22 protein-coding genes are annotated in these 26,647 nt (G+C 72.8%); 11 read left to right on the forward strand and 11 right to left on the reverse strand.

The window, feature by feature from the left end:
- The 4 genes from CCN56_RS06920 to CCN56_RS06935 form a co-directional block, all read right to left on the reverse strand.
- A partial coding sequence (locus CCN56_RS06920; protein ID WP_179199719.1) for a tyrosine-protein phosphatase occupies positions 1-513 on the reverse strand: 513 nt, incomplete at its 3' end.
- A 66-nt stretch (positions 514-579) separates the two neighbouring features.
- Positions 580-1,254 carry a helix-turn-helix transcriptional regulator gene (locus tag CCN56_RS06925; RefSeq protein WP_086824597.1) on the reverse strand — a complete coding sequence of 225 codons (675 nt, stop codon included), beginning with the start codon at positions 1,252-1,254 and terminating at the stop codon, positions 580-582.
- 101 nt (positions 1,255-1,355) lie between these two features.
- Positions 1,356-2,051 (reverse strand): response regulator, encoded by a 696-nt coding sequence (locus CCN56_RS06930; RefSeq protein WP_086824600.1) that lies wholly within the window; start codon positions 2,049-2,051, stop codon positions 1,356-1,358.
- Positions 2,048-3,673, reverse strand: coding sequence for a sensor histidine kinase (locus CCN56_RS06935; protein WP_086824602.1), 1,626 nt, complete (start codon positions 3,671-3,673; stop codon positions 2,048-2,050). Before CCN56_RS06935 ends, CCN56_RS06930 begins: the two co-directional genes overlap by 4 nt.
- A 167-nt stretch (positions 3,674-3,840) precedes the next feature.
- Between CCN56_RS06935 and CCN56_RS06940 the strand changes: the two genes are divergently transcribed.
- The gene (locus tag CCN56_RS06940; RefSeq protein ID WP_256961827.1) at positions 3,841-5,220 is read left to right on the forward strand and encodes a cation:dicarboxylate symporter family transporter; all 1,380 of its coding nucleotides are present in this window, start codon (positions 3,841-3,843) and stop codon (positions 5,218-5,220) included.
- A gap of 99 nt (positions 5,221-5,319) precedes the next feature.
- Here the strand turns inward: CCN56_RS06940 and CCN56_RS06945 are convergent, their stop codons facing one another.
- A complete protein-coding gene (locus tag CCN56_RS06945) occupies positions 5,320-6,201 on the reverse strand; it encodes an aldo/keto reductase (RefSeq protein ID WP_086824604.1) in 882 nt (293 codons plus the stop codon).
- Positions 6,201-7,097 carry an NAD-dependent epimerase/dehydratase family protein gene (locus CCN56_RS06950; RefSeq protein ID WP_086824606.1) on the reverse strand — a complete coding sequence of 299 codons (897 nt, stop codon included), beginning with the start codon at positions 7,095-7,097 and terminating at the stop codon, positions 6,201-6,203. Before CCN56_RS06950 ends, CCN56_RS06945 begins: the two co-directional genes overlap by 1 nt.
- A 67-nt stretch (positions 7,098-7,164) precedes the next feature.
- Between CCN56_RS06950 and CCN56_RS06955 the strand changes: the two genes are divergently transcribed.
- The 4 genes from CCN56_RS06955 to CCN56_RS06970 all read left to right on the forward strand — a co-directional run bounded on the left by CCN56_RS06955 (position 7,165) and on the right by CCN56_RS06970 (position 10,900).
- A complete protein-coding gene (locus CCN56_RS06955) occupies positions 7,165-7,686 on the forward strand; it encodes an Lrp/AsnC family transcriptional regulator (protein ID WP_179199720.1) in 522 nt (173 codons plus the stop codon).
- A gap of 42 nt (positions 7,687-7,728) precedes the next feature.
- Positions 7,729-8,157, forward strand: a complete 429-nt coding sequence (locus tag CCN56_RS06960; protein WP_086824608.1) for a MerR family transcriptional regulator — start codon at positions 7,729-7,731, stop codon at positions 8,155-8,157.
- A 4-nt stretch (positions 8,158-8,161) separates the two neighbouring features.
- The gene (locus tag CCN56_RS06965; protein WP_086824610.1) at positions 8,162-8,500 is read left to right on the forward strand and encodes a co-chaperone YbbN; all 339 of its coding nucleotides are present in this window, start codon (positions 8,162-8,164) and stop codon (positions 8,498-8,500) included.
- 150 nt (positions 8,501-8,650) lie between these two features.
- Entirely contained in the window at positions 8,651-10,900 is a 2,250-nt protein-coding gene (locus CCN56_RS06970) for a UvrD-helicase domain-containing protein (RefSeq protein ID WP_086824612.1), read from the forward strand.
- A 15-nt stretch (positions 10,901-10,915) separates the two neighbouring features.
- Here the strand turns inward: CCN56_RS06970 and glgB are convergent, their stop codons facing one another.
- From glgB to CCN56_RS06995, 5 genes are all read right to left on the reverse strand, one after another.
- Positions 10,916-13,147: a 1,4-alpha-glucan branching enzyme gene (gene glgB / locus CCN56_RS06975; protein ID WP_086824614.1), complete on the reverse strand. Its 2,232-nt coding sequence runs from the start codon at positions 13,145-13,147 to the stop codon at positions 10,916-10,918.
- Between the two features lie 178 nt (positions 13,148-13,325).
- On the reverse strand, positions 13,326-14,663 hold the full coding sequence (locus CCN56_RS06980) for a maltokinase (RefSeq protein WP_086824616.1): 1,338 nt from the start codon (positions 14,661-14,663) through the stop codon (positions 13,326-13,328).
- A 245-nt stretch (positions 14,664-14,908) separates the two neighbouring features.
- Entirely contained in the window at positions 14,909-16,606 is a 1,698-nt protein-coding gene (treS, locus tag CCN56_RS06985) for a maltose alpha-D-glucosyltransferase (RefSeq protein WP_086824618.1), read from the reverse strand.
- Complete coding sequence (locus tag CCN56_RS06990) at positions 16,603-18,588, reverse strand: alpha-1,4-glucan--maltose-1-phosphate maltosyltransferase (protein WP_256961828.1); 1,986 nt, start codon at positions 18,586-18,588, stop codon at positions 16,603-16,605. Before CCN56_RS06990 ends, treS begins: the two co-directional genes overlap by 4 nt.
- Positions 18,589-18,913: 325 nt before the next feature.
- A complete protein-coding gene (locus CCN56_RS06995) occupies positions 18,914-19,855 on the reverse strand; it encodes an SDR family oxidoreductase (RefSeq protein ID WP_179199721.1) in 942 nt (313 codons plus the stop codon).
- A 118-nt stretch (positions 19,856-19,973) separates the two neighbouring features.
- Here CCN56_RS06995 and CCN56_RS07000 point away from each other — a divergent pair, with 118 nt between their 5' ends.
- The 6 genes from CCN56_RS07000 to CCN56_RS45755 all read left to right on the forward strand — a co-directional run.
- Positions 19,974-20,972 carry an AraC family transcriptional regulator gene (locus CCN56_RS07000; protein WP_086824624.1) on the forward strand — a complete coding sequence of 333 codons (999 nt, stop codon included), beginning with the start codon at positions 19,974-19,976 and terminating at the stop codon, positions 20,970-20,972.
- Positions 20,973-21,112: 140 nt separating this feature from the next.
- Entirely contained in the window at positions 21,113-22,543 is a 1,431-nt protein-coding gene (locus tag CCN56_RS07005) for a 4-hydroxyphenylacetate 3-hydroxylase family protein (protein WP_086824626.1), read from the forward strand.
- On the forward strand, positions 22,540-23,973 hold the full coding sequence (locus tag CCN56_RS07010) for an MFS transporter (RefSeq protein ID WP_256961829.1): 1,434 nt from the start codon (positions 22,540-22,542) through the stop codon (positions 23,971-23,973). The genes CCN56_RS07005 and CCN56_RS07010 overlap by 4 nt, the downstream gene beginning before the upstream one ends.
- A gap of 54 nt (positions 23,974-24,027) precedes the next feature.
- Entirely contained in the window at positions 24,028-25,113 is a 1,086-nt protein-coding gene (locus CCN56_RS07015) for a monodechloroaminopyrrolnitrin synthase PrnB family protein (protein ID WP_256961830.1), read from the forward strand.
- Between the two features lie 10 nt (positions 25,114-25,123).
- The gene (locus CCN56_RS07020; RefSeq protein WP_086824630.1) at positions 25,124-26,452 is read left to right on the forward strand and encodes an FAD-dependent monooxygenase; all 1,329 of its coding nucleotides are present in this window, start codon (positions 25,124-25,126) and stop codon (positions 26,450-26,452) included.
- 83 nt (positions 26,453-26,535) lie between these two features.
- On the forward strand, positions 26,536-26,647 hold a 112-nt coding region (locus CCN56_RS45755), incomplete at its 3' end, for a DUF3417 domain-containing protein (protein ID WP_373412833.1).

Consider the following 26,647-nt stretch of genomic DNA (forward strand, 5'->3'; position numbering starts at 1 on the left):
CTCGGTGAGGGCGAAGTCCGCGAGGATCTCCTCGTCCGGGACGTCCAGGAGGCCGAGGACGACGGCCGCGAGCAGACCCGTACGGTCCTTCCCGGAGTGGCAGTGGAAGACGAGCGGTTCCTCGGCGGCGGCGATCAGCTCCAGGGCCGTACGGAGCTCCTCCGCCCCGTCCTCGGCGACCTCGGCGTACCGGTCGGCGAGGTAGCGCCACGGGTCGAGGGCGGGGTCGATGGACTCCTGGTGGTAGAAGCGGTGCTCGATGGAGAGGTTGTGCCAGGAGACCTCCTCGGTCTCCGGCAGCCGGCCCTTCTCGGCGATCTCCCAGGGGTAGCGCAGGTCGATCACCGTGCCCACGCCCAGCGCCCGGAAGCGCTCCAGGTCGGTGTCCGCGAGCTTGCCGAGGGAGTCGGAGCGGTAGAGGGTCTCCCACCGCACGGTGCCGCCGTCGGCGGTCCGATAGCCGCCCAGGTCACGGAAGTTGTGGAGCCGTTCGAAGTCCATGTGTCGTCTCACGGCGCCAATGTACGGGCCTGATCCCCCGTCACGGACCCCGTCGGGATCCATCGTCACGGACCCCCGTCAGGGGCCCACCTCCGCCCAGAAGTGGTCGGTGATCTCGTCCAGGTAGGCGCGCCCCTCGTCGCCGGTCGACCACCCCGAGGCGCCCCAGCTGCTGATCGCGGTCATCTGCGCGTGGTAGTCCGTGTGGAGCTGCTGGAGCGCGGACTCCACGATCCGCTTGGGCAGCGGCACCATCTTCACGATCGGCTTCACGTACGCCTGCCAGCGGGTGGTGGCCGCGCTGCGCAGCAGTTCGGCGAGGGGCTCGTCGCCGCCGGTCGCGGTGATCAGGGTGCGCGGGGTGAGGCCGAGCGCCTCGGCGAGGGCGGCCGTCTGGCGTTCGGTGCCGCGCCAGCTGCCCTCGTCCTCCATCCGCTGGTACGCGGAGGCCGACATGCCCACCCGCCGGGCGAGGTCCTCGACGGCGAGCCCGCGCGCGACCCGGTGCTCGCGCAGGGTGGCGGGGGCGGCGATCAGGTCCACGGGGGAGCACCACAGGACGCCCGCGAGGGCCGTGAGCTCCTGCTCGTTCGGGATCGCCCGGCCGCGCTCCCAGGCGACCACGGTCTCGGGGGCGACGAGGAGGCCGTACTGCGCCCGCAGGCCGTAGGCGACGTGGCCGGGGGCCATGCCGAGGCCCTCGCGGAGACGGCGCGCGGCCAGGGCGTCGAAGGGTGGGGAGGGTTGGTGCACCCGGCCACGGTAGATACGAGAAGTGACGGCTGGCTACGGTGCGTTCCCCCAACGTGCAGCGTCGTAGGAACATGGGAACCGGGCGGTAACCGCAGGGTCGCTCAGTGTCGGCCCGCCGGACCGTCGAGCCAGCGGTACTGGAGCTCGGGCCGCCCGATCTGCCCGTACTGCGGGGCGCGCACGGCCCGGCCCGCGGTGACCAGGTGCTCCAGATAGCGGCGCGCGGTGATCCGGGAGATCCCGACGGCCGCCCCGGCCTCGGCGGCCGTGAGCCCCGCCGGGGTGGCGCGGAGGGTGCGGGTGACCGCTTCGAGCGTCGGGCCGCTCAGCCCCTTGGGGAGCGTGGCGGGGTGCGGGGCCCGGAGCGTGGCGAGCGCCCGGTCCACCTCGTCCTGCCCGGAGGCCTCCCCGGCGGCCGCCCGGAACTCGGCGTACCGGACGAGCCGGTCCCGGAGCGTGGCGAAGGCGAAGGGCTTCAGGACGTACTGGACGACGCCGAGGGACACGCCCTCGCGGACGACCGCCAGATCGCGGGCGGAGGTCACGGCGATGACGTCGGCGGAGTGCCCGGCGGCCCGCAGGGCGCGGAGGAGCTGGAGGCCGTGCCCGTCGGGCAGGTAGAGGTCGAGCAGGATCAGGTCGACCGGCGTCCGGTCGAGGATCCGCACGGCGGCGGCCCGCGAGTGCGCGACCCCGACGACCCGGAAGCCCTCGACGCGCCCCGCGTAGAGCGCGTGGGCATCGGCCGCGACGGGATCGTCCTCGACGACGAGGACCCGGAGCGGACTCGTACTCACGCGATCACCTCTTCTTCCTTGCCGGCCCGGCCCTCCCGTGGCAGCGGCAGTCGTACGGTGAACTGCGCGCCGCCCTCCTCCGCGTCCGCCAGTTCCAGCGTGCCCGAAGCGCGGGAGACCGCCTGGCCCACCAGGGCGAGGCCGAGGCCGCGGCCGGGGCCCCGGGTGGACCAGCCGCGCCCGAGGACCGCCTCCCGGTCGGCGGGGCGGACGCCGGGGCCGCTGTCGCCGACCCGGAGCAGCAGCTCGCCGTCGCCCGCGCGGGCCGCGACCGTGACGGTCACGCGCGCGTGCGGGGCCCCGCCGGCCGCCTCCACCGCGTTGTCGATGAGGTTGCCGAGGATCGTCACCAGGTCCCGGGAGGGCAGCGCCGCCGGCACCCGGCCGTCGTCGATGCGGCTGTCCTCGGTGAGGACCAGCTCCACGCCCCGCTCGTTGGCCTGCGCCGCCTTGCCGAGCAGCAGCGCCGCGAGGACCGGTTCGCCGACGGCGTCGACGACCCGGTCGGTCAGCGCCTGGGCGAGCTCGAGCTCCGCCGTCGCGAACTCCACCGCCTCCGCCACCCGGCCCAGTTCGATCAGCGACACGACCGTGTGCAGCCGGTTCGCCGCCTCGTGGGCCTGCGAGCGGAGCGCCTCCGTGAAGCCCCGCTCGGAGTCCAGCTCGCCGGAGAGCGCCTGCAGTTCGGTGCGGTCCCGGAGGGTGACGACGGTGCCGCGCCGCTCCCCGCCCACCACCGGGCGGGTGCTGACCACGAGGACCCGGTCGGCCGTCAGATGCGTCTCGTCGACGCGCGGCTCCGAGGAGAGCAGCGCCCCCGTCAGGGACGCCGGCAGGCCGAGCTCGGCGGCCGGGCGGCCGACGACCCCCTCGTCCAGGCCGAGCAGCTCCCGCGCACCGTCGTTGATGAGGGCGATCCGCCGCCGGCCGTCCAGCATCACGAGCCCTTCGCGGACCGCGTGCAGGGCGGCCTCGTGGTAGTCGTGCATCCGGCTCAGCTCGGTCGCGTTCATGCCGTGCGTGTGGCGGCGCAGGCGCGCGTTCACGACGTACGTCCCCGCCCCGCCGAGCACGAGCGCCGCGCCCGCCGTGCAGAGCAGGGCGGTCACCTGCTCCCGTACCTGCTCGCTGATCTTGTCGATCGTGATGCCCGCGCTGACCAGGGCGACGACCCGGCCGTGGTCGAGGACGGGCGCCACGGTCCGCACGGAGGGGCCGAGGACGCCCAGGTGCGTCTCGGAGTAGAGCCGGCCCCGGCGCGCCTCCTCGATGTGTCCGAGGTACGTGCGGCCGATCTGCGCCGGATCCGGATGCGTCCAGCGGGTGCCGTCCGGGGCCATGATCACCACGAAGGCGACACCCGCGTGCCGGCGCAGCGACTCCGCGTACGGCTGGAGGGCGGCCGTCGGGTCGGCGGAGCGGGCGGCGGCGACCACGGACGGGGAGTCGGCGACGGCGGCGGCGGTCGCCGTCGCCTGGCGCCGCGCGGTCTCCTCGGCCTGCGCCCGGTCCGTGAGGTACGCGAAGACCGAGCAGCCCGCCACGACGACGGCCACGAGCACGACCTGCATCGCGAAGAGCTGGCCGGCCAGACTGCGGGGGCGGGGGAGGCGGAGACGCATGCGGGTAAGTGTGCACGTGGGAACGGTCGCGGGCGGTACCGCGTTCCCGAATCGTGCCCTTCCCACCGGGGTCCGTCGTCGGGGCCGTCGTTTCGGTCGTGAACGAAACGTACGCAACCGTGACCCGGGTCACAGGCTGATGGATAGTCGCGGAGGTCCACCGGGACGTGGACACCCATCAGCACGAGGAGGACCCCGTGGCCGCACGCCGGGACCGCACCCACTATCTGTATCTGGCCGTCATCGGCGCCGTACTGCTCGGCATCGCGGTCGGGTTCCTGGCGCCGGGCGTCGCCGTCGAGCTCAAGCCGATCGGCACCGGCTTCGTCAACCTGATCAAGATGATGATCTCGCCGATCATCTTCTGCACGATCGTGCTCGGCGTCGGTTCGGTCCGCAAGGCCGCGAAGGTCGGCGCCGTCGGCGGTCTCGCCCTCGGCTACTTCCTCGTGATGTCGACCGTCGCACTCGCGATCGGTCTGCTCGTCGGCAACCTCCTGGAGCCCGGCTCCGGACTCCACCTCACCAAGGAGCTCGCCGAGGCCGGCGCGAAGCAGGCCGAGGGCGCGAGCGAGTCGACCCCGGACTTCCTGCTCGGGATCATCCCGACCACCCTCGTCTCGGCCTTCACCGAGGGCGAGGTCCTGCAGACCCTCCTCGTCGCGCTGCTCGCGGGCTTCGCGCTCCAGGCGATGGGTACGGCCGGTGAACCGGTTCTGCGCGGGATCGGACACATCCAGAAGCTCGTCTTCCGCATCCTCGGCATGATCATGTGGGCGGCGCCGGTCGGCGCGTTCGGCGCGATCGCCGCGGTCGTCGGCGCGACGGGCGCCGCGGCGCTCAAGTCGCTGGCCGTCATCATGATCGGCTTCTACCTGACGTGCGGGCTCTTCGTCTTCCTCGTCCTCGGCACGCTGCTCCGCCTGATCGCCGGGATCAACATCTGGTCGCTCCTGAAGTACCTGGGCCGCGAGTTCCTGCTGATCCTTTCGACGTCCTCCTCCGAGTCCGCGCTGCCGCGGCTCATCGCGAAGATGGAACACCTGGGCGTCAGCAAGCCGGTCGTCGGCATCACCGTGCCGACCGGCTACTCCTTCAACCTCGACGGCACCGCGATCTACCTGACGATGGCCTCGCTCTTCACCGCCGAGGCGATGGGGAACCCGCTGTCGATCGGCGAGCAGATCTCCCTCCTCGTCTTCATGATCATCGCCTCGAAGGGGGCGGCGGGCGTGACGGGCGCCGGACTCGCGACGCTCGCGGGCGGCCTCCAGTCGCACCGGCCGGAGCTGGTCGACGGCGTCGGCCTGATCGTCGGCATCGACCGCTTCATGAGCGAGGCGCGCGCCCTGACGAACTTCGCGGGCAACGCGGTGGCGACGGTGCTCGTCGGCACGTGGACGAAGGAGATCGACAAGGAGCGGGCGGCGGAGGTCCTCGCGGGCCGCGTCCCCTTCGACGAGACGACGCTCGTGGACGACCACGGGCCGGCCGAGGTGCCGGACCAGCGCACGCAGGGCGACGAGAAGGCCCGCGCGGGCGTCTGACGTCCGGCGCCCGGTGAGACCCCGGGTCCCGGGTCTTGAGCCGGATCCGGGGTCCGGGAGGAGGGCGGCCCCCCATCGAGGGGGGTCGCCCTTCTTGCGTCAGGGGCCGTTCAGGGCCGCCAGCTCCTCCGGCGAGAGCGTCAGCGACACCGCCCCCGCCGAGTCCCGTACCGTCTCCGGTCGGCTCGCCCCCGGGATCGGGAGGACCGTCGGCGAGCGGGTCAGGAGCCAGGCGAGGGCCACCTGCTGCGGGCTGACCCCGTGCGCCCGCGCCACCCGGTGGAAGGCGCCGAACTCCGGGTCCTCCTCCAGGGCCGACGCCCCGTCCAGGGAACTCCGCGAGATGCCGCCCAGCGGGCTCCACGGCAGGAAGGCGAGCCCGAGCTCCGCGCAGAGCCGCAGCTCCGCCTCGCCGTCCCGTACCGCCGGCGAGTACCGGTTCTGCACGGAGACCAGACGGTCGCCGAGGATCTCGCGGGCCAGCCGGATCTGGTCGGCGTCCACGTTCGAGACGCCCGCCGACCGCACCGTCCCCGCGTCCAGCAACCCCCTCACCGCGCCCAGCGATTCGGCGTACGGGACCGCAGGGTCCGGCTTGTGCAGCTGGTACAGGCCGATCGCGTCGCCGCCGAGCCGCCGCGCGGAGCCCTCCGCCGCCCGCCGCAGGTGCTCGGGCCGGCCGTCCACGGTCCAGCCGCCGTCCGCCGTCCGCCCCCGGCCGCCCTTCGTCGCCACGAGCACGCCGTCCGTGCCGCCGCCGTACGAGGCCAGGGCCCGGGCCACGAGGAGTTCGCCCTCTCCCGGTGTGCCGCCCGGCGGGTGGTAGGAGTCGGCGGTGTCGAGCAGCGTCACGCCCGCGTCGAGCGCCGCGTGCACGGTGGCGACGGCCCGCGCCTCGTCCGGCCGGCCCTCGATGGACAGCGGCATCGTGCCGAATCCGACGGCCCCGACCCGTACGTCACCCAGCATCCGGTACCGCATCAGCGCACCTCCCCGATCGTCTCCGCGACCGCCTTCGGCAGCCATGCGCCGGAATCGCCGAACGCGTAACCCAGCGAAACCGCCCGGGAGTTGTCCATGCCGTACGAGCGGGCGAAGGAGAACGGCGAGACCTCGCCGACCTCCACCTCCCGGAACACCGTCCGGCCGCCCACCAGCTTCTCGATCTCCGCGCAGATGTCGGCCGTGGTGAGCGGGCCGTGGGAGTGCGCGTTCACCGGGCCGGTGAAGTCCGCCTCGACCGCCCACGCGAGGAACGCCGCGACCTCCTCCACGTACACGTACGTCGCCGGACGGTTCACCACCGGCACCGCGATCGGCTCGCCCGCCCGGATGCGCCGCGCGTAATGGTCCAGGCGGCCCGTGAAGTCGTCCGCACCGCCCAGGACGTGCGCCACCCGCACCGAGGTCCACGCGAAGGGCGCGTCCGCCGCGAAGACCGCCTCGGCCTGCCGCTTCCCCTCCCCGTAGTGCGCCTCCAGGAACTCCGGGTCCTCCCAGGGCAGGCCCGTGTCGACGGTCACCGTGGCCAGGTCGAGGGCCGTCTCGGCGACCGGTACGGGCGAGTCCTCGTACTCGTACACCTCGACGGTCGAGGTCATCACATAGCGGCCGGTGCGCGTCCCGAACACCCGCCGGGCGATCTCCGCCTGGCGCGGGGTGTAGCAGACCTGGTCCACGACGACGTCGAAGGAACGGCCCGCGAGAACGGATTCCAGAGCGGCCTCGTCGTCGCGGTCGGCGACCAACTGCTCGATTCCTTCCGGGGCCGCGGAAGAACCCCGGTTGAGCACCGTGATCCGGTGCCCGGATTCCCGGAGGAGTGCGATGAGCCGCTTTCCGAAATAGCGGTTCCCGCCGATGACCAGAACGTCCATGAATCCCAACTCCCTTGTTTCCGAACCCAAGTGTTACGTTGTGCGCTCGCCGATTGAAGGGGGAAACATGGGAGTGCAGGCCGTCCCGCCGAAGGAACCACGGCATTCGCGCGCCGCCGCCGACGAAACCTCGGCAGCCGCTTTCGACCCCATCGACCGGCAGATCCTGGACCTCCTCCAGACCGACGGCCGCATCAAGCTCAGCGAGCTCGGCCGCCGCGTCCGGCTCAGCCCCGCGGCCGTCACCGAGCGCGTCCGCCGCCTGGAGGCGAGCGGGGCGGTCACCGGCTACGGCGCCCACGTCTCGCCGGCCCTGCTCGGCTACGGCATCCAGGCCTTCATCCGGGTGAACCCGCACGGCGGCTACAACCTCAAGCACCCCCGCACCCTGGAGCTGACCTCCCGCCCCGAGGTCCTGGAGGTGCACCACGTGGTCGGCGAGGACTGCTGGATCCTCAAGGTCGCCGTCACCGACACCGTCCACCTGGAGGACATCCTGGAGCAGACCTCGGCCCTCGGCCGGACCACGACCTCGATCGTGCTGTCCTCCCCGGTGGTCCGGAAGCCCCTCCTCCCGCCGGCCGTCTGACCCCTTGCCCTGACGTCGGCGTCAAGGCCTACCGTCGGGGACATGCGCATCGGAGAGCTGGCCGAGCGGGCCGGGACGACCACGCGGGCCCTGCGGTACTACGAGTCCCGCGGTCTCCTCACCGCCCGGCGTACGGACCGGGGGCACCGCACGTACGACGAGGACGACCTGCGGCTGCTCCGGCAGATCAGGACCCTGCAGGACTTCGGGTTCGAGCTGGAGGAGACCCGGCCGTTCGTCGACTGCCTGCGCGCGGGGCACCCGGCGGGGGACTCCTGTCCCGCGTCGATCGCCGTCTACCGGCGGAAGGTCGCCGAACTGGACGGGCTCATCGAACAGCTCCAGGCGGTACGCGCCCAGGTGGGCGCCCAGCTGCTCCGGGCCGAGGCGGAACTGCCGCAGGGCCCGGAGCCCCGGTGCGAACTCGGAGCGACGACGGACACGGACACGGACACGGACACGGAGGGGTGACGGGATGAAGACGTACGCGGAGGGCGTGGCCGAGGTCACGGACGCGGACTTCGGCACGGAGGTGCTGGGCGCCGAGCGGCCGGTCCTGGTGAAGTTCACGGCGGAGTGGTGCGGGCCGTGCCGGCAGCTGAAGCCGGTGCTCGGCGCGCTCGCCTCCGAGGAGGCGGCGCGGCTGCGGATCGTGGAGATCGACGTGGACCGCAACCCCGAGACCACCCTGAAGTACGGGGTCCTCGCGACCCCGACCCTCATGGTCTTCCGGGGAGGCGAGCCGGTGAAGTCGATCGTCGGCGCCCGCCCGAAGCGCCGCCTCCTGGCGGACCTGGAGGACGTGCTCGGCTGACAGCCGCACCGACACCAGGGCATACAGAAATGCCCCGACTAGAATTGACAGTCGGGGCATTGCGTCGCGTATATTTATGGATTCCGTGTCCGGACATGCCGAAGACGCGGAGAAGTTCAATAAACGCACTGTATCGCGCCGGGAGTCGAATTGTCAACCGAGGAATTTCGGAATGAGCAGCAATTCATCACCGATCTCTACGCACGACTCGACGACCTGAGGGACCAGGCCGAAGCCGCCGTCGAGCAGGCCCTCCGCACCCCCGGGGTCGGCAGCAGCCAGGGACGCCTCGAACGGGACGTGATGGTCGCCGAGCAGTCCGGGCTGCTCTCCGCGCTCAACGCCGGGGAGAGCGGGCTCTGCTTCGGCCGGCTCGTCTTCAAGGACGGCCGCGACCACCACATCGGCCGGCTCGGCATCCGCGAGGACGACCCGAACCGCACCCCGCTCGTCGTCGACTGGCGCGCCGAGATCGCCCGCCCCTTCTACCTCGCCACCGGGTACGAGCCGATGGGCCTCACCCGCCGCCGCCACATCACCACCAAGGGGCGCGAGGTCGTCTCCCTCCACGACGAGGTCCTCGACCTCGCCGACGCCACCCGCACCGGCCACGAGAGCCGGAACGCCGACGAAGTGCTGCTCGCCGCGCTCGACGCCGCCCGCACCGGCCGCATGCACGACATCGTGCAGACCATCCAGGCCGAGCAGGACGCCATCATCCGCTCCCCGCACCGCGGGGTCCTCGTCGTCGAGGGCGGCCCCGGCACCGGCAAGACCGCCGTCGCCCTGCACCGGGCCGCGTACCTCCTCTACGCGCACCGCGAGCAGCTCGCCAAGCGGGCCGTCCTCATCGTCGGCCCCAACCCGGCCTTCCTCGGCTACATCGGCAACGTCCTGCCCTCCCTCGGCGAGACCGGCGTCCTCCTCGCCACCCCCGCCGAGCTGTTCCCCGGCGTCCGCGCCACCGGCACCGACACCCCGCGCGCCGCCGCCGTCAAGGGCGCCGCCGGCATGGCCGACGCCCTCGCCGCGGCAGTACGGGACCGCCAGCAGGTCCCGGAGCGCGGTGAACCGCTGATCGTCCCGCACGAGGACGGCGACCTGGTCATCGACTGGGACATGGCCCTCGAAGCCCGCCACAAGGCCCGCGAGACCTTCCTCCCGCACAACCTGGCCCGCCCCTACTTCGTCTTCCGGATCCTCGACGCGCTCGCCGAACAGCTCGCCGACCGCATCGGCGCCGACCCCTACGGCGGCCCCAACTTCCTCGGCCCCGACGACATCGCCCTGCTCGCCAAGGGCATCGCCGCCAACCCCGACGTCCACACGGCGATCGACACCCTCTGGCCGCCCCTCACCCCGCAGGGCTTCCTCGCCGACTACCTCGCCGAGCCCACCCACCTCGAAGACGAGGGCGACGCCGAGGCGATCCGGCGCACCGGCGGCCCCTGGACCCCCGCCGACGTCCCCCTGCTCGACGAGGCCGCCGAACTCCTCGGCGAGGACGACTCCGCCCTCCGCGCCGCCGAGGAGGCCGAGCGCCAGAAGCAGATCCAGTACGCGCAGGGCGTCCTCGACGTCTCCTTCGCCTCCCGCACCTACGAGTTCGAGGACAAGGAGGAGCTCGACAAGGACGCCTCCGAGGTCCTCTCCGCCCACGACATCATCGACGCCGAACGCTTCGCCGAACGCCACGAGGAGGCCGACCACCGCACCGCCGCCGAGCGGGCCGCCGCCGACCGCACCTGGGCCTTCGGCCACATCATCGTCGACGAGGCCCAGGAGCTGTCCGCCATGGCCTGGCGGCTCCTCATGCGCCGCAGCCCCAGCCGCTCCATGACCCTGGTCGGCGACCCCGCCCAGACCGGCGACCCGGCCGGGGTCGGCGCCTGGCAGTCCATCCTCGGCCCGTACGTCGAGGACCGCTGGGACCACGTCCGCCTCGGCGTCAACTACCGCACGCCCGCCGAGATCATGGCCGTCGCCGCCGAGACCCGCCGGGCCGCCGAACCCGGCTTCGAACCGCCCCGCTCGGTGCGCTCCACCGGCGTCGAGCCCTGGGACCGGACCGTCGACGACCCGGTGAAGGAGGCCGCCGACGCGGTCGCCGCCGAACTCCGCGAGGAGGGCCGGACCGCCGTGATCGCCCCGGCGGAGCTGCACCCCGGCCTGATCGCCGCCCTCCCCGAGGCCTCGTACGGCCCGAAGCCCGACCTCACCCGGCCGGTCGTCCTCCTCGACCCCCGGCAGGCGAAGGGCCTCGAATTCGACACGGTCCTCGTCGTCGACCCCGACGGCATCCGGGAGGGCGCCGCGCACGGGATCAACGACCTGTACGTGGCGCTCACCCGGGCCACTCAGCGGATGGGCGTCATCAGGCCGGCCGTCACGCGGGCCTGAGCCGGACCGTCGCCGTCACGCGGGCCTGAGCCAGACCGTCGCGAGCGGCGGCAGGGTCATCCGCACGCTCGCCTCGCGGCCGTGCCACGGCACCGACCCGGTCTTCACCGGGTCGGTGCCGACCACGTCCGAGCCGCCGTACCGCGCCGCGTCCGTGTTGAGGACCTCCGCCCAGGCCGCGAACGTGTCCGGGACCCCGAGCCGGTAGTCGTGCCGCACCACCGGCGAGAAGTTGCACACCGCGAGCAGCGGCGAACCGAAGCCGTCGAACCGCAGGAACGCGAAGACGTTGTCCTCGGCCGCGTCCCCCACCACCCACTGGAAACCGTCCGGGACGGTGTCCCGCTCCCAGAGCGAGGGCGTCGCCGCGTACACCGTGTTCAGGTCGCGCACGAGGTCCCGCACCCCCCGGTGGTCCGCCTCCGCCCCGTACGCCGGATCGAGCAGCCACCAGTCCGGGCCGTGGTCCGCCGACCACTCCCCGCCCTGCGCGAACTCCTGCCCCATGTAGAGCAGCTGCTTGCCCGGGTGCGCCCACATGAAGCCGAGGTAGGCGCGGTGGTTGGCCCGCTGCTGCCACCAGTCGCCCGGCATCTTCGACACGAGCGACCGCTTGCCGTGGACCACCTCGTCGTGCGAGATCGGCAGGATGTAGTTCTCGCTGTACGCGTACACCATCGAGAACGTCATCTCGTGGTGGTGGTACTTGCGGTGCACCGGATCCTTCTGCACGTACTCCAGGGAGTCGTGCATCCAGCCCATGTTCCACTTCATGCCGAAGCCCAGACCGCCGAAGCCGCCCGGACCCACCTGGTCCGTCGCCCGCGTCACCCCGTCCCAGGCGGTCGACTCCTCGGCGAAGGTGACGACGCCGGGGCAGCGGCGGTAGACGGTGGCGTTCATCTCCTGCAGGAAGCGGACCGCGTCCAGGTTCTCCCGGCCCCCGAACTCGTTCGGCACCCACTCGCCGTGCTCCCGCGAGTAGTCCAGGTAGAGCATCGACGCCACCGCGTCCACCCGCAGCCCGTCGATGTGGAACTCCTGGCACCAGTACACGGCGTTCGCGACCAGGAAGTTCCGCACCTCCTTGCGGCCGTAGTCGAACTCCAGGGTCCCCCAGTCGGGATGGTGCGAACGGCGAGGGTCCTCGTGCTCGTACAGCGGACGCCCGTCGAACTCGGCGAGCGCCCAGTCGTCCTTCGGGAAGTGCGCCGGAACCCAGTCCATCAGCACGCCGATCCCGGCCCGGTGCAGCGCGTCGACGAGGAACCTGAAGTCGTCGGGGGTGCCCATGCGGGCCGTCGGCGCGTAGAACCCGGTGACCTGGTAGCCCCAGGAGCCGCCGAAGGGATGCTCGGTGACCGGCATGAACTCCACGTGCGTGAAGCCGAGCTCACGGACGTAGGCGGGCAGCTGCTCGGCCAGCTGGCGGTAGGTGAGCCCCGGCCGCCACGACGGCAGGTGCACCTCGTAGACGGAGATCGGCGCCTCGTGCGGCGGGCGCGCCCCGCGCCGCTCCATCCACTCCGCGTCGTCCCAGGCGTAGTGCGACTCGGTGACGATCGAGGCGGTGTTCGGAGGGCACTCCGTACGGCGGGCCATCGGGTCCGCGCGGACCGTGTGCGAGCCGTCGGGGCGCGCGATGTCGTACTTGTAGACGGCGCCCTCGCCGATCCCCGGCACGAACAGCTCCCACACGCCCGTCGAACCGAGCGAACGCATCGGCAGCGCCGTGCCGTCCCAGTGCGTGAAGTCGCCCGTGACGCGGACGCCGCGCGCGTTCGGCGCCCACACGGCGAAGCGGGTGCCGGTGACGCCCTCGTGGGTCATCACGCGGGAGCCGAGCGCCGTCCACAGCTCCTCGTGCCGGCCCTCGCCGATCAGGTGCAGGTCGAGGTCGCCGAGCGCCGGCAGGAAGCGGTACGGGTCGTGGACGGGCATCTCGTCCCCGTCGTACCGGACCCGCAGCTCGTACTCCGGAACCTTCCGCAGCCGCGGGAGCAGTACCGAGAAGAGCCCGTCGCCGTCGTCGTCCATCGGGAGCCGCTTGCCCTTGGTGAGGACGGCGACCTCCTTCGCCCAGGGGCGCAGCGCCCTGATGACGACCCCGCCCTTGACCGGATGCGCGCCGAGCACCCCGTGCGGATCGTGATGCTCCCCGGCGAGCAGCCGGGCCCGGTCGCCCGGGTCGAGCACCGGGGCCTTCCGTACGGTGCTGGACGTCTTGCCTGCGGGACGGGCGGTCACGGGGGTGCCTCCTGGGGGCAGGGGAAGGGGGTACGGGAACGGAACGGTGCGTCGGTGGGGCGGGACACTCGGCCGAACGGGGCGTGTGCGGGACGCGCAGGCCGGAGGTGGTGCGGGGCACGGCCCGACTGGGCCGAACGTGTCGGGCCCGGCCGTCGCGGGCCCGACACGTCGCGGTTCATCGGGTCGCCAGGCGTTCGATCGCCGACATCGGGACCGGGAGCCAGTCCGGCCGGTGCCGGGCCTCGTACACGACCTCGTAGACCGCCTTGTCCGTCTCGTAGGCGCGGAGGAGCGCGGGGTCCTCACGCGGGTCCGCGCCCGCCACCTCCGCGTACCCCGTGCAGTACGCCGCCCGGCACCGCGACGCCCACTCCGCGTTCCACGGTCGGTGCGTGCGGGCCGCGTAGTCGAAGGAGCGGAGCATCCCGGCGACGTCGCGGACGGTCGGCTGCGGGCTGCGCCGTTCGTCCAGCGGCTTCGCCGGTTCGCCCTCGAAGTCGATGACGGCCCAGCCGCCGTCGGAGCCGCGCAGGGTCTGCCCGAGGTGCAGGTCCCCGTGGATGCGCTGCACCGCGGCCCCGCCGCTCGCCGCGGCGAAGACGGCCCGCAGGGCCGGCACGTGCGGCAGGAGCGCGGGGACGGCCTGCGCCGCCGCGTGCAGCCGGCGGTCCATCGCGGCCGCGAGCTGCTCGGTCTCGGAGCGGGCCAGGCGCCGGGTGGGGAGGGCCTGTGCCAGCGCCAGGTGCACCTCCGCCGTCGCCCGGCCGAGGGCCCGCGCCTCCGTCGTGAACTCCCGCCCGTCCGCCAGCGCGTCGAGGGCGAGCCGCCAGCCGTCCCGGGAGTCCCGCAGGTAGGGCTGGAGGACGCCGAGGGTGGAGGCCCCCGACTCGTACCAGGCGACCGGGGCCGGGACCCGGGCGCAGCCGGCCCGGCTCAGGGCGAGCGGCAGCTCCAGGTCCGGGTTGGCTCCCGGGCTGACCCTCCGGAAGATCTTCAGGATGAACGAATCCCCGTAGACGAGGGACGAGTTGGACTGTTCCGCGTCCAGCATGCGGGGGGCCAGGGCCGGCGGGAGGGCCGTCGTGGCGTGGAAGCGCAGCGGGCCCGTCCGGCCCGGGGTGCGCAGCCGTTCGTACAGGAGCCCCGCCAGGCGCGGATCGCGCAGGCCCTCGTACACCGCGCGTCCGGCGAGCGGGCCCTGCCGGATCCGCCCGATCAGGGCGGGGGCGAGGCGGGGCGGGAGCTGGGTCCGTACGCCCAGGAGCAGTTGGTAGCAGTCGGCGGGCGTTCCGGCCGGGCGGCCCGGCTGTTCGACCCGTACGAGCAGATGGACGAGACCGGGTCCCGCGCCGTCCAGGGGCAGCAGCTCGGTGGCCGCGTCCAGCGTGAATCCGGTGACCCGGCGGCCCTTGCCCGCGAACCAGCGCTGCCGTGGCAGCCATTCGTGGAGCAGGGGGGCGAGGGACGGAAGGAGGGCGTCCGGGGCCCGGGTGGTGGATGCGGTCTCCGGCATGGCATCGCGTCCTTTCCCCGGGGCGCGCAAGTGGCTTTCGTATGCGTTCAAATGCGCAGAGTGTCCCGGATGGCGGCTGTGACTGTCCGGATGTGCGGGACGTGTCGGAAAGGGAAGATCCGTACGGGCCCGGAAGAAGGCCCGGATGGACCTGAATCGTGGCGTGGATCGTGTGTGGTTCACAGTGCCCAGGGTGGGGCGGGGGAAACCGCCCCACCCGGGACGAAAACCGAACTGGGTGTCGCTCAGGCCTTCTTGAGACGGAACCAGTAGAAGCCGTGTCCCGCAAGGGTCAGGAGGTAGGGCAGCTGACCGATGGCCGGGAACTTCACGCCGCCGATCAGCTCCACGGGCCGGGTGCCGTCGAAGCGCCGCAGGTCGAGCTCGGTGGGCTGGGCGTGCCGCGAGAAGTTGTTCACGCAGAGGACCAGGTCGTCGCCGTCTTCCCGGAGGAAGGCGAGCACCGCCGGGTTGGACGCCGGGAGTTCCGTGTACGTCCCCGTCCCGAAGGCGCGGTTCTGCTTCCGGATCTCGATCATCCGCTTCGTCCAGTGCAGGAGCGAGGACGGAGAGGCCATGCCCGCCTCGACGTTCGTCACCTGGTAGCCGTGGACCGGGTCCATGATGGCCGGCAGGTAGAGCCGTCCCGGGTCGCAGGAGGAGAAGCCCGCGTTCCGGTCGGGGGTCCACTGCATCGGGGTCCGCACCCCGTCCCGGTCACCGAGCCAGATGTTGTCGCCCATGCCGATCTCGTCGCCGTAGTACAGCACCGGCGAGCCGGGCAGCGAGAAGAGCAGCGCGGTGAACAGCTCCATCTGCTTGCGGTCGTTGTCGAGGAGCGGGGCGAGCCGCCGCCGGATGCCGATGTTGGCCCGCATGCGCGGGTCCTTGGCGTATTCGGCGTACATGTAGTCGCGCTCTTCGTCCGTGACCATCTCGAGGGTGAGCTCGTCGTGGTTGCGCAGGAAGATGCCCCACTGGCAGCCGGAGGGGATCTCCGGGGTCTTCGCCAGGATCTCGGAGACCGGGTGGCGGGACTCGCGGCGCACGGCCATGAAGATGCGCGGCATGACCGGGAAGTGGAAGGCCATGTGGCACTCGTCGCCGCCCGAGCGGAAGTCGCCGAAGTAGTCGACGACGTCCTCCGGCCACTGGTTGGCCTCGGCGAGCAGCACCGTGTCCGGGTAGTGGTCGTCGATCTCCTTGCGGACCCGCTTGAGGAAGGCGTGGGTGGCGGGGAGGTTCTCGCAGTTGGTGCCCTCCTGCTGGTACAGGTACGGCACCGCGTCGAGCCGGAAGCCGTCGATGCCCAGGTCCAGCCAGAACTTCAGCGCGGAGAGGATCTCCTCCTGCACGGCCGGGTTCTCGTAGTTGAGGTCCGGCTGGTGCGAGAAGAAGCGGTGCCAGTAGTACTGCTTGCGGACCGGGTCGAAGGTCCAGTTCGAGGACTCGGTGTCGACGAAGATGATCCGGGCGTCCGCGTACTGCTTGTCGTCGTCCGCCCAGACGTAGTAGTCGCCGTAGGGGCCGTCCGGGTCGCGCCGCGACTCCTGGAACCACGGGTGCTGGTCGCTGGTGTGGTTCATGACGAAGTCGATGACCACGCGCATGCCGCGCTGGTGGGCCGCGTCGACGAACTCCACGAAGTCGGCGAGGTCGCCGAACTCGGGGAGCACCGAGGTGTAGTCGGCGACGTCGTAGCCGCCGTCCCGCAGCGGGGACTTGAAGAACGGCGGCAGCCAGAGGCAGTCGACGCCCAGCCACTGGAGGTAGTCCAGCTTGGACGTGATGCCCTTCAGGTCGCCGACGCCGTCGCCGTTGCTGTCCTGGAAGGAGCGGACGAGGACCTCGTAGAACACCGCTCGCTTGAACCAGTCGGGATCGCGGTCCTTGGCGGGGGTGTCCTCGAAGGTGTCGGGGACGGGCTCGTTGACAGTCGTCATGAGGTGGGTGACCCTCCGGTCTGCGGGGACGGTCGCAGGGCGAGTACGTGCGCGGGCGTGACGCCCGGTTCCAGGCGCACGTAAGCGGCCCTGCCCCAGTGATAGGTGTCGCCGGTGAGCTCGTCGCGCACCGGCACGGTCTCGTGCCAGTCGAGGCCGAGTTCCGGCATGTTCAACGAGAGTGAAGCCTCCTGGGTGTGGTGCGGGTCGAGGTTGACGACCACCAGAACGATGTTCGAACCCGAACGCTTCGAGTACGCGATCACCTGCGGGTTGTCGGTGTCGTGGAAGGTCAGGTTCCGCAGTCGGCGGAGGGCCGGGTGACGGCGCCTGATCCGGTTCAGGGACGTGATCAGCGGGGTGATCGTCGTCCCGGCGCGCTCCGCCGACTCCCAGTCACGGGGCCTCAGTTCGTACTTCTCCGAGTCGAGGTACTCCTCGCTGCCCTCCCGCAGCGGGGTGTTCTCGCACAGCTCGTACCCGGCGTACATGCCCCAGGACGGCGACAGCGTCGCCGCGAGCACCGCCCGCGCCTCGAACGCGGGCCGGCCGCCCTCCTGGAGGTAGGCGTGCAGGATGTCGGGGGTGTTCACGAAGAAGTTCGGCCGCATCTGCGCGGCCGTCTCCCCGGACAGCTCGGTGAGGTACTCCGTCAGCTCCTCCTTGGTGTTGCGCCAGGTGAAGTACGTGTACGACTGCTGGAAACCGATCGCGCCGAGCGTCCGCATCATCGCCGGCCGGGTGAACGCCTCCGCCAGGAAGATCACGTCCGGGTCCGCCCCGTTGATCTCGCCGATCACCCGCTCCCAGAACACCACCGGCTTGGTGTGCGGGTTGTCCACGCGGAAGATCCGCACCCCGTGGTCCATCCAGTGCCGCAGGATCCGCACGGTCTCCGCGACGATCCCGTCCATGTCCTTGTCGAACGCGATCGGGTAGATGTCCTGGTACTTCTTCGGCGGGTTCTCCGCGTACGCGATCGAGCCGTCCGGCCGGTGGTGGAACCACTCCGGGTGCTTCTCCACCCACGGGTGGTCGGGGGAGCACTGGAGCGCGAAGTCGAGCGCGATCTCCAGGCGCAGCTCCCGGGCCTTCGCCACGAACGCGTCGAAGTCCTCGAAGGTCCCCAGGTCTGGGTGGAGCGCGTCGTGCCCGCCCTCCGGAGAGCCGATCGCCCACGGCACGCCGACGTCGCTCGGGGATGCCGACAGGGAGTTGTTGGGGCCCTTGCGGTGGGTCTCGCCGATCGGGTGCACCGGCGGCAGGTAGACGACGTCGAAGCCCATCGCGGCGATCGCCGGGAGCCGTTCGGCGGCGGTGCGGAAGTTCCCCGGGACCGTACGCCCCTTCACCTTCCGCACCCCCTCCGAGCGCGGGAAGAACTCGTACCAGGAGCCGAACAGGGCCCGCTCGCGCTCCACCTGGAGCGGCAACGCGGGGGAGGCGGAGAGGAGTTCGCGCAGCGGGTGGCGGTCAAGGGCGTCGACCACCCGCGGGGCGAGCGCGGCGGCGAGCCGCACGGCCGCCGGACGCGACACGTCGCGCAGCACGTCCGCCGCCGCGAGCACGGCCTCCCGGCCGCCGCCCTTCTTCGGGACGCCCTTCGCGGCCCGCTCGTGCAGCTCGGCGCCCTCGGCGAGGACCAGTTCGGAGTCGATCCCGGCCGGGATCTTGATCCTCGCCGTGTGGCGCCAGGTGGCCACCGGGTCGCTCCAGGCCTCCACGGTGTACGTCCAGAGGCCCTCGGCGTCCGGGGTGACCTCGGCACCCCACCGGTCGGTGCCCGGGGCCAGTTCGCGCATCGGGGTCCAGGGGCCCGGCCGGCCCGACGGGCCGCGCAGCACGACATTGGCGGCGACCGCGTCGTGGCCCTCGCGGAAGACGGTCGCCGTCACCTCGAAGGTCTCTCCGGCCACCGCCTTCGCGGGGCGCCGGCCGCAGTCGACCAGTGGGCGGACGTCCAGTACGGGAATGCGTCCCATGAGCGGATTCACAGCATCACCTGACGGGTTACGGGGGTGCGGGTGGTGGTGCGCTCTTTCTAGCTCCGTCGACGGCCGGCGGGTTGCGGGCATGACGGCTCCTGTCCGCGTTCACTCGAATGGCGGGTCCACAGGGATGAACAAGGGGAAACGGAGGCTCGGAGGAGACGGGTTCGGGGGTTGTACCGGAGGAGCCTTCCACGCTCCTCGGGCGGGCAATCCGGCGCTTTGTTAACTACTCGGGCGTAGTCGCGTCGGCAAGCGCACGACCCGGACAAGAAAAGAGCCCCGCCTTTGTGGGGCGGGGCTCGACCGGCGTTCCGGTTCAGGCGCGCGGCGAGGCGTCCGGGGCCTCCGCGTCCGACGACCACACCTGCCAGGGCTGGCGGGCCACCCACTCCTCCACCGGGGCCGGTTCCAGGCCGAGGACCTCCGACGACACGCCGTCGTCGTCCGTCATCAGGAGCGGGTCGGCGCCGCTCGCCATGTAGTGGTAGATCCCCGCGACCCCGGCCGCCGTCTCCGGGCCGAGCAGCTGCGCCAGGCCCTGCTCGAACACGGCCGGATCCAGCTCCTCGTACCGCACCGCCCGGCCGAGGCCCCGCCCGAAGGCCTCGGCGAGCTCACGGCCCGTCAGGGCGCGCTCGCCGCCGATGTCGAAGGTCCGGCCCTCCAGGCCCTCCCGGGTGAGCGCCGCGAGCGCCGCCTCCGCGAGGCCCCGGTGCGACAGCCACGCCGTCCGCGCCGACTCCGGCAGGGGGTAGGCGAGGACGCCCTCGTCGACCAGGGCGGGCCCGTTCCACGGCGAGAACAGGTTGTCCAGGTACACCGGCGGCCTGACCACCACGAGCGGCACCCCGCTGTCCCGCAGGACCCGCTCCGCGAGCCGCCGCGTCTCGAAGGCGGCGACGTCCGTGGGCCCCAGCGGGAGCCGGGTGTTGGCGTTGAACACGAGCCGTTCCGTGCCCGCCGCGAGCGCGGCCTCCGCGATGTTCCGCGCGTACGCCTCCACCCGCGCCTCGTCGTACACGAGCGGCATCGTGACGAACGCGTGCGTGGTCCCCGAGAACAGTCGCCGGACGTCCCCCGGAACCCCCAGGTCCCCGGCGAGGAAGAAGGCCCCCGGCAGCGGCGGCCGGTCCGCCTCCGGCCGCCGGGTCAGGGCCCGCACCCGGTGGTGCCGCTCGGCGAGGAGGCGGGCCACCGCACCGCCCTGGAAACCGGTCGCGCCCACGACCGCCACCCGCATCGGAATCTCACTGTCCATGTGTGTCCAAGGCCCTTCGATAGGCTGTCGTCGCTGTCGTGTCGGCGTCCCTCCAGGCTCCCCGCGACGGCTTCGGCCGTTCAATTAACAAACCGGGGCGGAAGTTGAAGGATCGTCCATGGAAACCGTGGGAACCGACCGTCACGACCAGCGCGACCCCCTCGATCCGCCCGGCGACGGCGAGCACGAGGACCTGCTGAGCGAGCTCCTCAAACCCCTCCGGCTCACCGGCGTCTTCGACAGCCGCTGGCACGTCCGCGCCCCCTGGGCCATCGAGGGCGACGCCGAACGCAGCTGCGCCGTCCTCCACTACGTCGTCGAGGGCGGCTGCTGGATCACCGCCGCCGACGAGGCCCCCGTCGAACTCCACGCCGGCGACCTCGTCGTCTTCCCCACCGGCGCTGCGCACCGCCTCTCCGACCGGCCCGAACGCCAGGGCGTCCCGCTCAAGGCCGTCCTGCCCGAACGGCAGCCCGGCACCTCCGGCGAGATCGTCATCGAGGGCAGCGGACCCGAGAGCCGCCTCCTGTGCGCCGGGCTCCACTACGACGCCAGTGCCGCCACCGGCCTCTACACCTCCCTGCCCTGGGCCCTCGTCCTCGACGGCCACCAGGTCGACCGCGAACCGCTGCTCCGCGACACCCTCCGGCTGCTCGCCGCCCCCGACCGACCCGTCGGCCCCGGCGACCGGCTCATCACCCTGCGCGCCTTCGAGATGGCGCTCGTCCTCGCGCTCCGCCCGCTGCTCCGCGAGCTCGCCGGCAATCCGGCCTCGCTGCCGCTGCTCCGCCACCCCGGGATCAGCCGGGCGGTCGTCATGATGGCGACCCGGTTCGCCGAGCCGTGGACCATCGACTCCGTCGCCCGGGAGGTGGGCATGTCCCGCTCCGCCTTCACCGCCGCCTTCCGCGAACTCGTCGGCGAATCCCCGGCCCGGTACCTCGCCGCCCGCCGCATGCAGGAGGCCGGCCGGCTGCTCACCGAGACCTCGCTGCCGCAGTCGGCCCTGCCCGAACGCGTCGGCTACCGCAGCGCCGTCGGCTTCCACCTCGCGTTCCGGAAGTGGTTCGGGGTGACCCCCGGCGAGTACCGGGCGGGCGAGGCCAGAGCCGCCTGATCCGCCCGACCTGACATCTTCGGGAGCCCCTGGACGGTTCTTAAGGACCCCTGGACGGACGTTCATTGTCCGTCCGGGGCACCCCCGGACAGGCTCGGGACCGGCAAGAGCCGTGGCACCCGAGGAGAGGCGACACACCGGTGACGAGGTCCGGGCAGGAGTATCTGGAGGGACTGCGCGACGGGCGCGAGATCTGGCTCGACGGGGAGCGGGTCAAGGACGTCACCGCCCACCCCGCCTTCCGGGCCACCGCGGCCTCCTTCGCAGGCCTGTACGACCTCGCCGACGACCCCGTGCACCGCCCCGTCCTCGTCCAGGGCGGGGTGCGCCGCGCCGGTGCGGTGCCCCGCTCGTACGAGGACCTCGTCGCCCGCCGCCGCGCCTTCCGCACCACGGCGCGGGCGAGCTACGGCTTCCTCGGCCGCACCCCCGACTACATGGCCGCCGGGGCGGCCGGGTTCGCCGCCGCGCCCGCCGTCTTCACCGGCGACGCCTTCGACGGCGCCGGGCACGCCCTCGCCTTCCACCGGCGGCTCGCCGAGGGCGACCTGCACACCGCGTTCACCCTCACCAACCCGCCGTCCGGCCGCGGCGAGGACGACCTCGCCCTGCGGGTCGTCGCCGAACGCGACGGCGGGATCGTCGTCCGCGGCGCCAAGACCATCGGCACCGGCGCGGTCTTCGCCGACGAGCTCCTCGTCGGCACCATCGAGCCGCTCGCCGCCGACGACACCGAGCACGCCGTCACCTTCTCCGTACGGCTCGACGCCCCCGGCCTCAGGCTGATCTCCCGCACCTCCTACGAGGAGCGCTCCCGGTCCGTCTTCGACCAGCCGCTCTCCTCCCGGTACGACGAGAACGACGCGCTGCTCGTCTGCGAGGACGTCTTCGTGCCCTGGGAACGCGTCCTCACCTACCGGGACCCGGCCACCACCGGCGCGATCTGGTGGCAGACCCCCGCCTACCTCAACTTCGTCCACCAGTCCGCCACCCGCTTCTGGACCAAGCTGGAGTTCCTCACCGGCCTCGCGATCCTGATCACCCGCTCGAACGGCACCGAGGACCTGCCGCCCGTCACCCAGGCGATCGGCCGGCTCCTCGGCATGGTCGCCCAGGCCAAGGCCTTCGTCCTCGCCGCCGAGGCCTCGTACGAGGAGGTCGACGGCGGGCGCGGCGGCGTCCGCCCCGGGCAGGAGATCTCCTTCGCCCAGCGGATCATGGCCGGCGAGCTGTACCCGCGCGCCGTCCAGGACGTCAAGCTCCTCGCCGGCGGCGCCCTCGTCCAGCTCCCCGCGAGCGGCCGCGACCTGCTCCACCCCGAACTCGGGCCGCTGGTCCGCCGCTACTTCGCGACGCCGGGACACCCCGCCGAGGACCGCGTCAAGCTCCTCAAACTCGCCTGGGACGCACTCGGTTCGGAGTTCGCCGGCCGCCACGAGCAGTACGAGCGCTTCTACCACGGCGCCCCGCACGTCTACCTGACCATGCAGACCCGGGCCGGCGCGGCGGGGGAGTGCGAGAGCCTCGCGCAGGCCTGCCTCGACGGCTACGGCCTGGGGACGACCCGGTGACGCCCCCCGGACGCGGGGCGCTCGCCCTCCTCGCCTCCACGCAGCTGCTGCTGATCATGGACACCGCGATCGTCAACGTCGCACTGCCCTCCGTCGGCGAGGACCTCGGCTCCGGCTCCACCGGCCTGTCCTGGGTCGCCAACGCCTACCTCATCGCCTTCGGCGGACTGCTCCTCCTCGGCGGACGCGTCGCCGACCTCCTCGGCCACCGGCGGGTCTTCCTCGGCGGCCTCGGCCTGCTCGCCGTCGCCTCCGCCGCCGGTGGTCTCGCCCCCGGCGCCGACCTCCTCGTCGCGGCCCGCGCCGTCCAGGGCGTCGGCGCCGCCCTCGCCGCGGCCGCCGCCTTCGCCCTGCTGCTCCTGCTCTTCCCCGACGGCCCCGCCCGGCACAAGGCCCTCGGCGTCTTCGCCGCCATGGGCGGCCTCGGCGGAGTCCTCGGCACGGTCCTCGGCGGCGTCCTCACCGACCTCCTCGGCTGGCGCGCCACGTTCTGGCTGAACGTGCTCCTCGCCGCCGTCCTCGCGGCCCTGGCCGTCCGGATCCTCGCCCCCCGTTCGGGGGCGGTCCTCCGCGGCGGCTTCGACCTCGCCGGGGCGCTCACCGCCACCGCCGGCCTCGGCCTCGTCGCCTACGCCCTCGTCGGCGGCTCCGAGGCGGGATGGCTCTCCGCCCGCACCCTCGGCGCCGGGGGAGCCGGTCTGGCGCTGCTGCTCGCCTTCGCCGCGGTCGAGACCCGGGCCGCCGCCCCGCTGGTGCCGCCCTCCGTCCTCGCCCGGCCCGCGCTCCGCCTCGCCAACGTCCTCGCCGCGCTCGCCCAGACCACGCTGTTCCCGATGTTCTTCCTGGTCAGCCTGTATCTGCAGAGCGTCCTCGGGTACGCGCCCCTGGGCGGCGGCCTCGGGCTGCTCCCGCTGTCCCTCGTCGTCGTCGCGGTCGCTCCGCAGACCGGCCGGATCATCTTCCGGATCGGCCTGCACCGGGCCATGACCCTCGGCTTCGTCCTGCTGTGCGCCGGGACCGCGTGGCTGGCCCTCGCGCTCACCCCGGACGGTACTTATCCGAGCACCGTCCTCGCCCCCAGCCTCCTCCTCGGCGCCGCCCTGCCGCTGGTCATGGTCACCACCAACGTGGCCGCCACCGCCGACGCCGCGCCCGAGGAGACCGGACTCGCCTCCGGACTCGTCAACACCAGCCAGCAGTTCGGCTCCGTCCTCGGCCTCGCCGTCCTGGTCGCCGTCGCCACCACCCGTACGGGAGACACCGGCCGTGCGGGAGACACCGGCCGCACCGGGGCCGTCGACGCGACCCGGGCCGCCGCCGAGACCGCCGGCTTCCGCGCCGCCCTGCTCACCGGCGCCGCCCTCGCCGCGCTCGCCGCCCTGCTCTCCGTACGCCCGCGCGTACGGGAGCGGGTGCCCGAGCCGCACTGACCGCACATCCCTCCGGAAGTAAGGAGCGCTGCCTTGTTCGGCGACCCGCGTCACATGACCGAGGACATACGTGCCGCCGACCCGCTGGGCGCCGACGCCCTGCTCGCCGCGGTGCCCGGGATGAACGCGCGGGCCGACGCGGCCGCGCTGACCGTGGCCCTGCGCGCCCTGGTGCCCGACCTGGAGGAGGTCGCCGGGTGGAGCGTCGGCGGCGCGCTCGCGGCCATGCGGGACCTCGGCATCCTGCTCGGCTCCCTCAAACGGCACGGCGTGCAACCCCTTGCCGCCGTCCCCGAGGCCCTGCCGGTCCTCGAACTCCTCGGCCGCCGCACCGACATGATCCCCCGGGACACCGTCCACCACTACACGAGCTGGAACCCGACGGGCCCCCGCCGCCGCACCTACACCGGCCACCCCACCGAGGCCCGCCTCCAGGACGCGGTGCGGATGGTCTTCCCGGGACTCGTCGCCGCCCTCGAGGACTGCGCCCGGCTCGCCCGCCTCGAACCGTACGACCCCGGATTCCCGGCCGCCCTCGACCGCATCGCCGGCCACGTACGGGCCATGGTCGAGTCCATCGACCTCACCGTCGCCCAGGTCCCGCCCGAGTACTTCGCGCTCACCCTCCGCCCCTACTTCGAGGAGGTCGAGATCGCCGGCCGCGACTACCTCGGCCCGGCCGCCGCACAGGTCCCGCTCTGGCTGGTCGACCTGACGCTGTGGCAGTGCGACCGCTCCGACGCCGCGTACGACGCCTTCCTCGCCGAGTCCCTGCCGTACGCCCTGCCGTCCTGGCGCACCTTCCACGCCCGGCACCGGGGCGGGATCTCCGCCGTCAGCAAACTGTCGGCGGCCGTCAGCTGGGAGGGCGCCGACCGGCTCCCGTCCGCGCTCACCGCCTCGGCGGAGGCACTCGGCCGCGTCCTGCGGATCCTGAAGACCTTCCGGGCCCGGCACCTCGGCATCGCCCGCAAGGCGTACAGCGACGACATACGCCTGTACGAGGAGGGCAGCGGCGGGGCCCCCGTCGCGCTGCTGCGCTCGATCCTGGACCTGACCAGGGAGAACGAGACCATGGTGCGCCGCGCGGCCGGGCACCACCGCCCCACCGCGGCGCCCGTCGGCCCGCCGGCCGCGTGAAGGAGCTTTCATGTCCCCCCACATCCCGACGTACCCCGGCCACAGCCCCCACATCCTGATCGCCGGCGGCGGCGTCGCCGGTCTCACCGCCGCCCTCGCCCTGCACGCCGCCGGATTCGAGCGGGTGACCGTCGTCGAGGCCGCGCCCGCCATCCGCCCCGTCGGCGCCGGACTCAACCTGATGCCGAACGCCGTCCGCGAACTCGACGCCCTCGGCCTCCTCGACGCCCTGGAGGCGGGCGCCCTGCGCACCCGCGAACTGCGCTACTACCACCGCTCGGGCGGCCTGATATCCCGGGAGCCGCGCGGCCTCGGCGCCGGCTACCGCTGGCCCCAGCTGTCCGTCCACCGCGGCCACCTCCAGCAGGTCCTGGCCGGCGCCGTCCGCGCCCGGCTCGGCACCGCCGCCCTGGTCACGGGCGTCCGGGTGACCGGCGTCGAACTCCTCCCCGGCGGGCGGCCCCGGCTCCGCCTGGAGCACCGCGAAGGACCCGTCAAGGGCCGGGCCTCCCTCGAACCGGACGTCCTCGTCGGCGCCGACGGCATCCGCTCCGCCGTCCGCGCGGCGCTCAACCCGGCGGAGGGCGGGCCCGCGTGGAACGGGATGCTGGTGTGGCGGGGGGTGTCCCGGATGCCCGCGCGGGCCGTGGGCTCCTTCATGTTCATCGCGGGCGACGACCGGCAGAAGGCCGTCGTCTACCCGATGGGCCGGCCCACGGGACCGGCCAGGGAGGTCCTCGTGAACTGGGCCCTCGCCCGCCCCGCCGACACCCCGGCCGCCGCCGGCGAGGACCGCCTGCGCGGCGACTGGAACCGTGCGGTCCCCGTCGACACCTTCCTCCCGTACTACGAGGGCTGGGAGTTCGGCGGCGTCAGCGTCCCCGCCGTCCTGCGCGCAGCCGACACCGCCCACCTCTACCCGATGGTCGACCGCGAACCCCTCGACCGGTGGACCCACGGCCGCACCACCCTCATCGGCGACGCCGCCCACGCCATGTACCCCATCGGCTCCAACGGGGCGACCCAGTCGATCGTCGACGCCCGCGCCCTCGCCCACGCCCTCGCCCTCCATCCCGACCCCGCCGAGGGCCTCGCCGCGTACGAACGGGAGCGCCGTCCCGCCATGACCGCGCTCCAGCACGCCAACCGGCAGCTCGGCCCCGAGGTCGTCATCAACCTCGCCCACGCGCGCGCCCCGCACGGCTTCACCGACATCCACGCGGTCATCCCCGCCGAGGAACTCACCGCCATCGCCGCCCGGTACGCCGCCACCGGCTCCTTCGACCCGGCCACCGTGAACCAGGGCTCCCCGTACGAGACCGTCGTGCCCACCTCCTGAGGCCTGTACCGTCGGAGCGGCACGCCGGGCACACAGCGTGGTGCGCCCGCTCCGCTCCGTACTCGCCTGCGAAGGTGGACAACGTGAAGGCAATCCGTCGATTCACCGTGCGTCCCGTCCTCCCCGACACCCTTCGACCCCTCGCCGACCTCGCGCACAACCTGCGCTGGTCCTGGCACGAGCCCACCCGGGCGC

Origin of the sequence: Streptomyces sp. NRRL B-24572, from assembly GCF_002156145.1 — a bacterium.
In the GTDB taxonomy this organism is placed as follows: domain Bacteria; phylum Actinomycetota; class Actinomycetes; order Streptomycetales; family Streptomycetaceae; genus Streptomyces; species Streptomyces vietnamensis.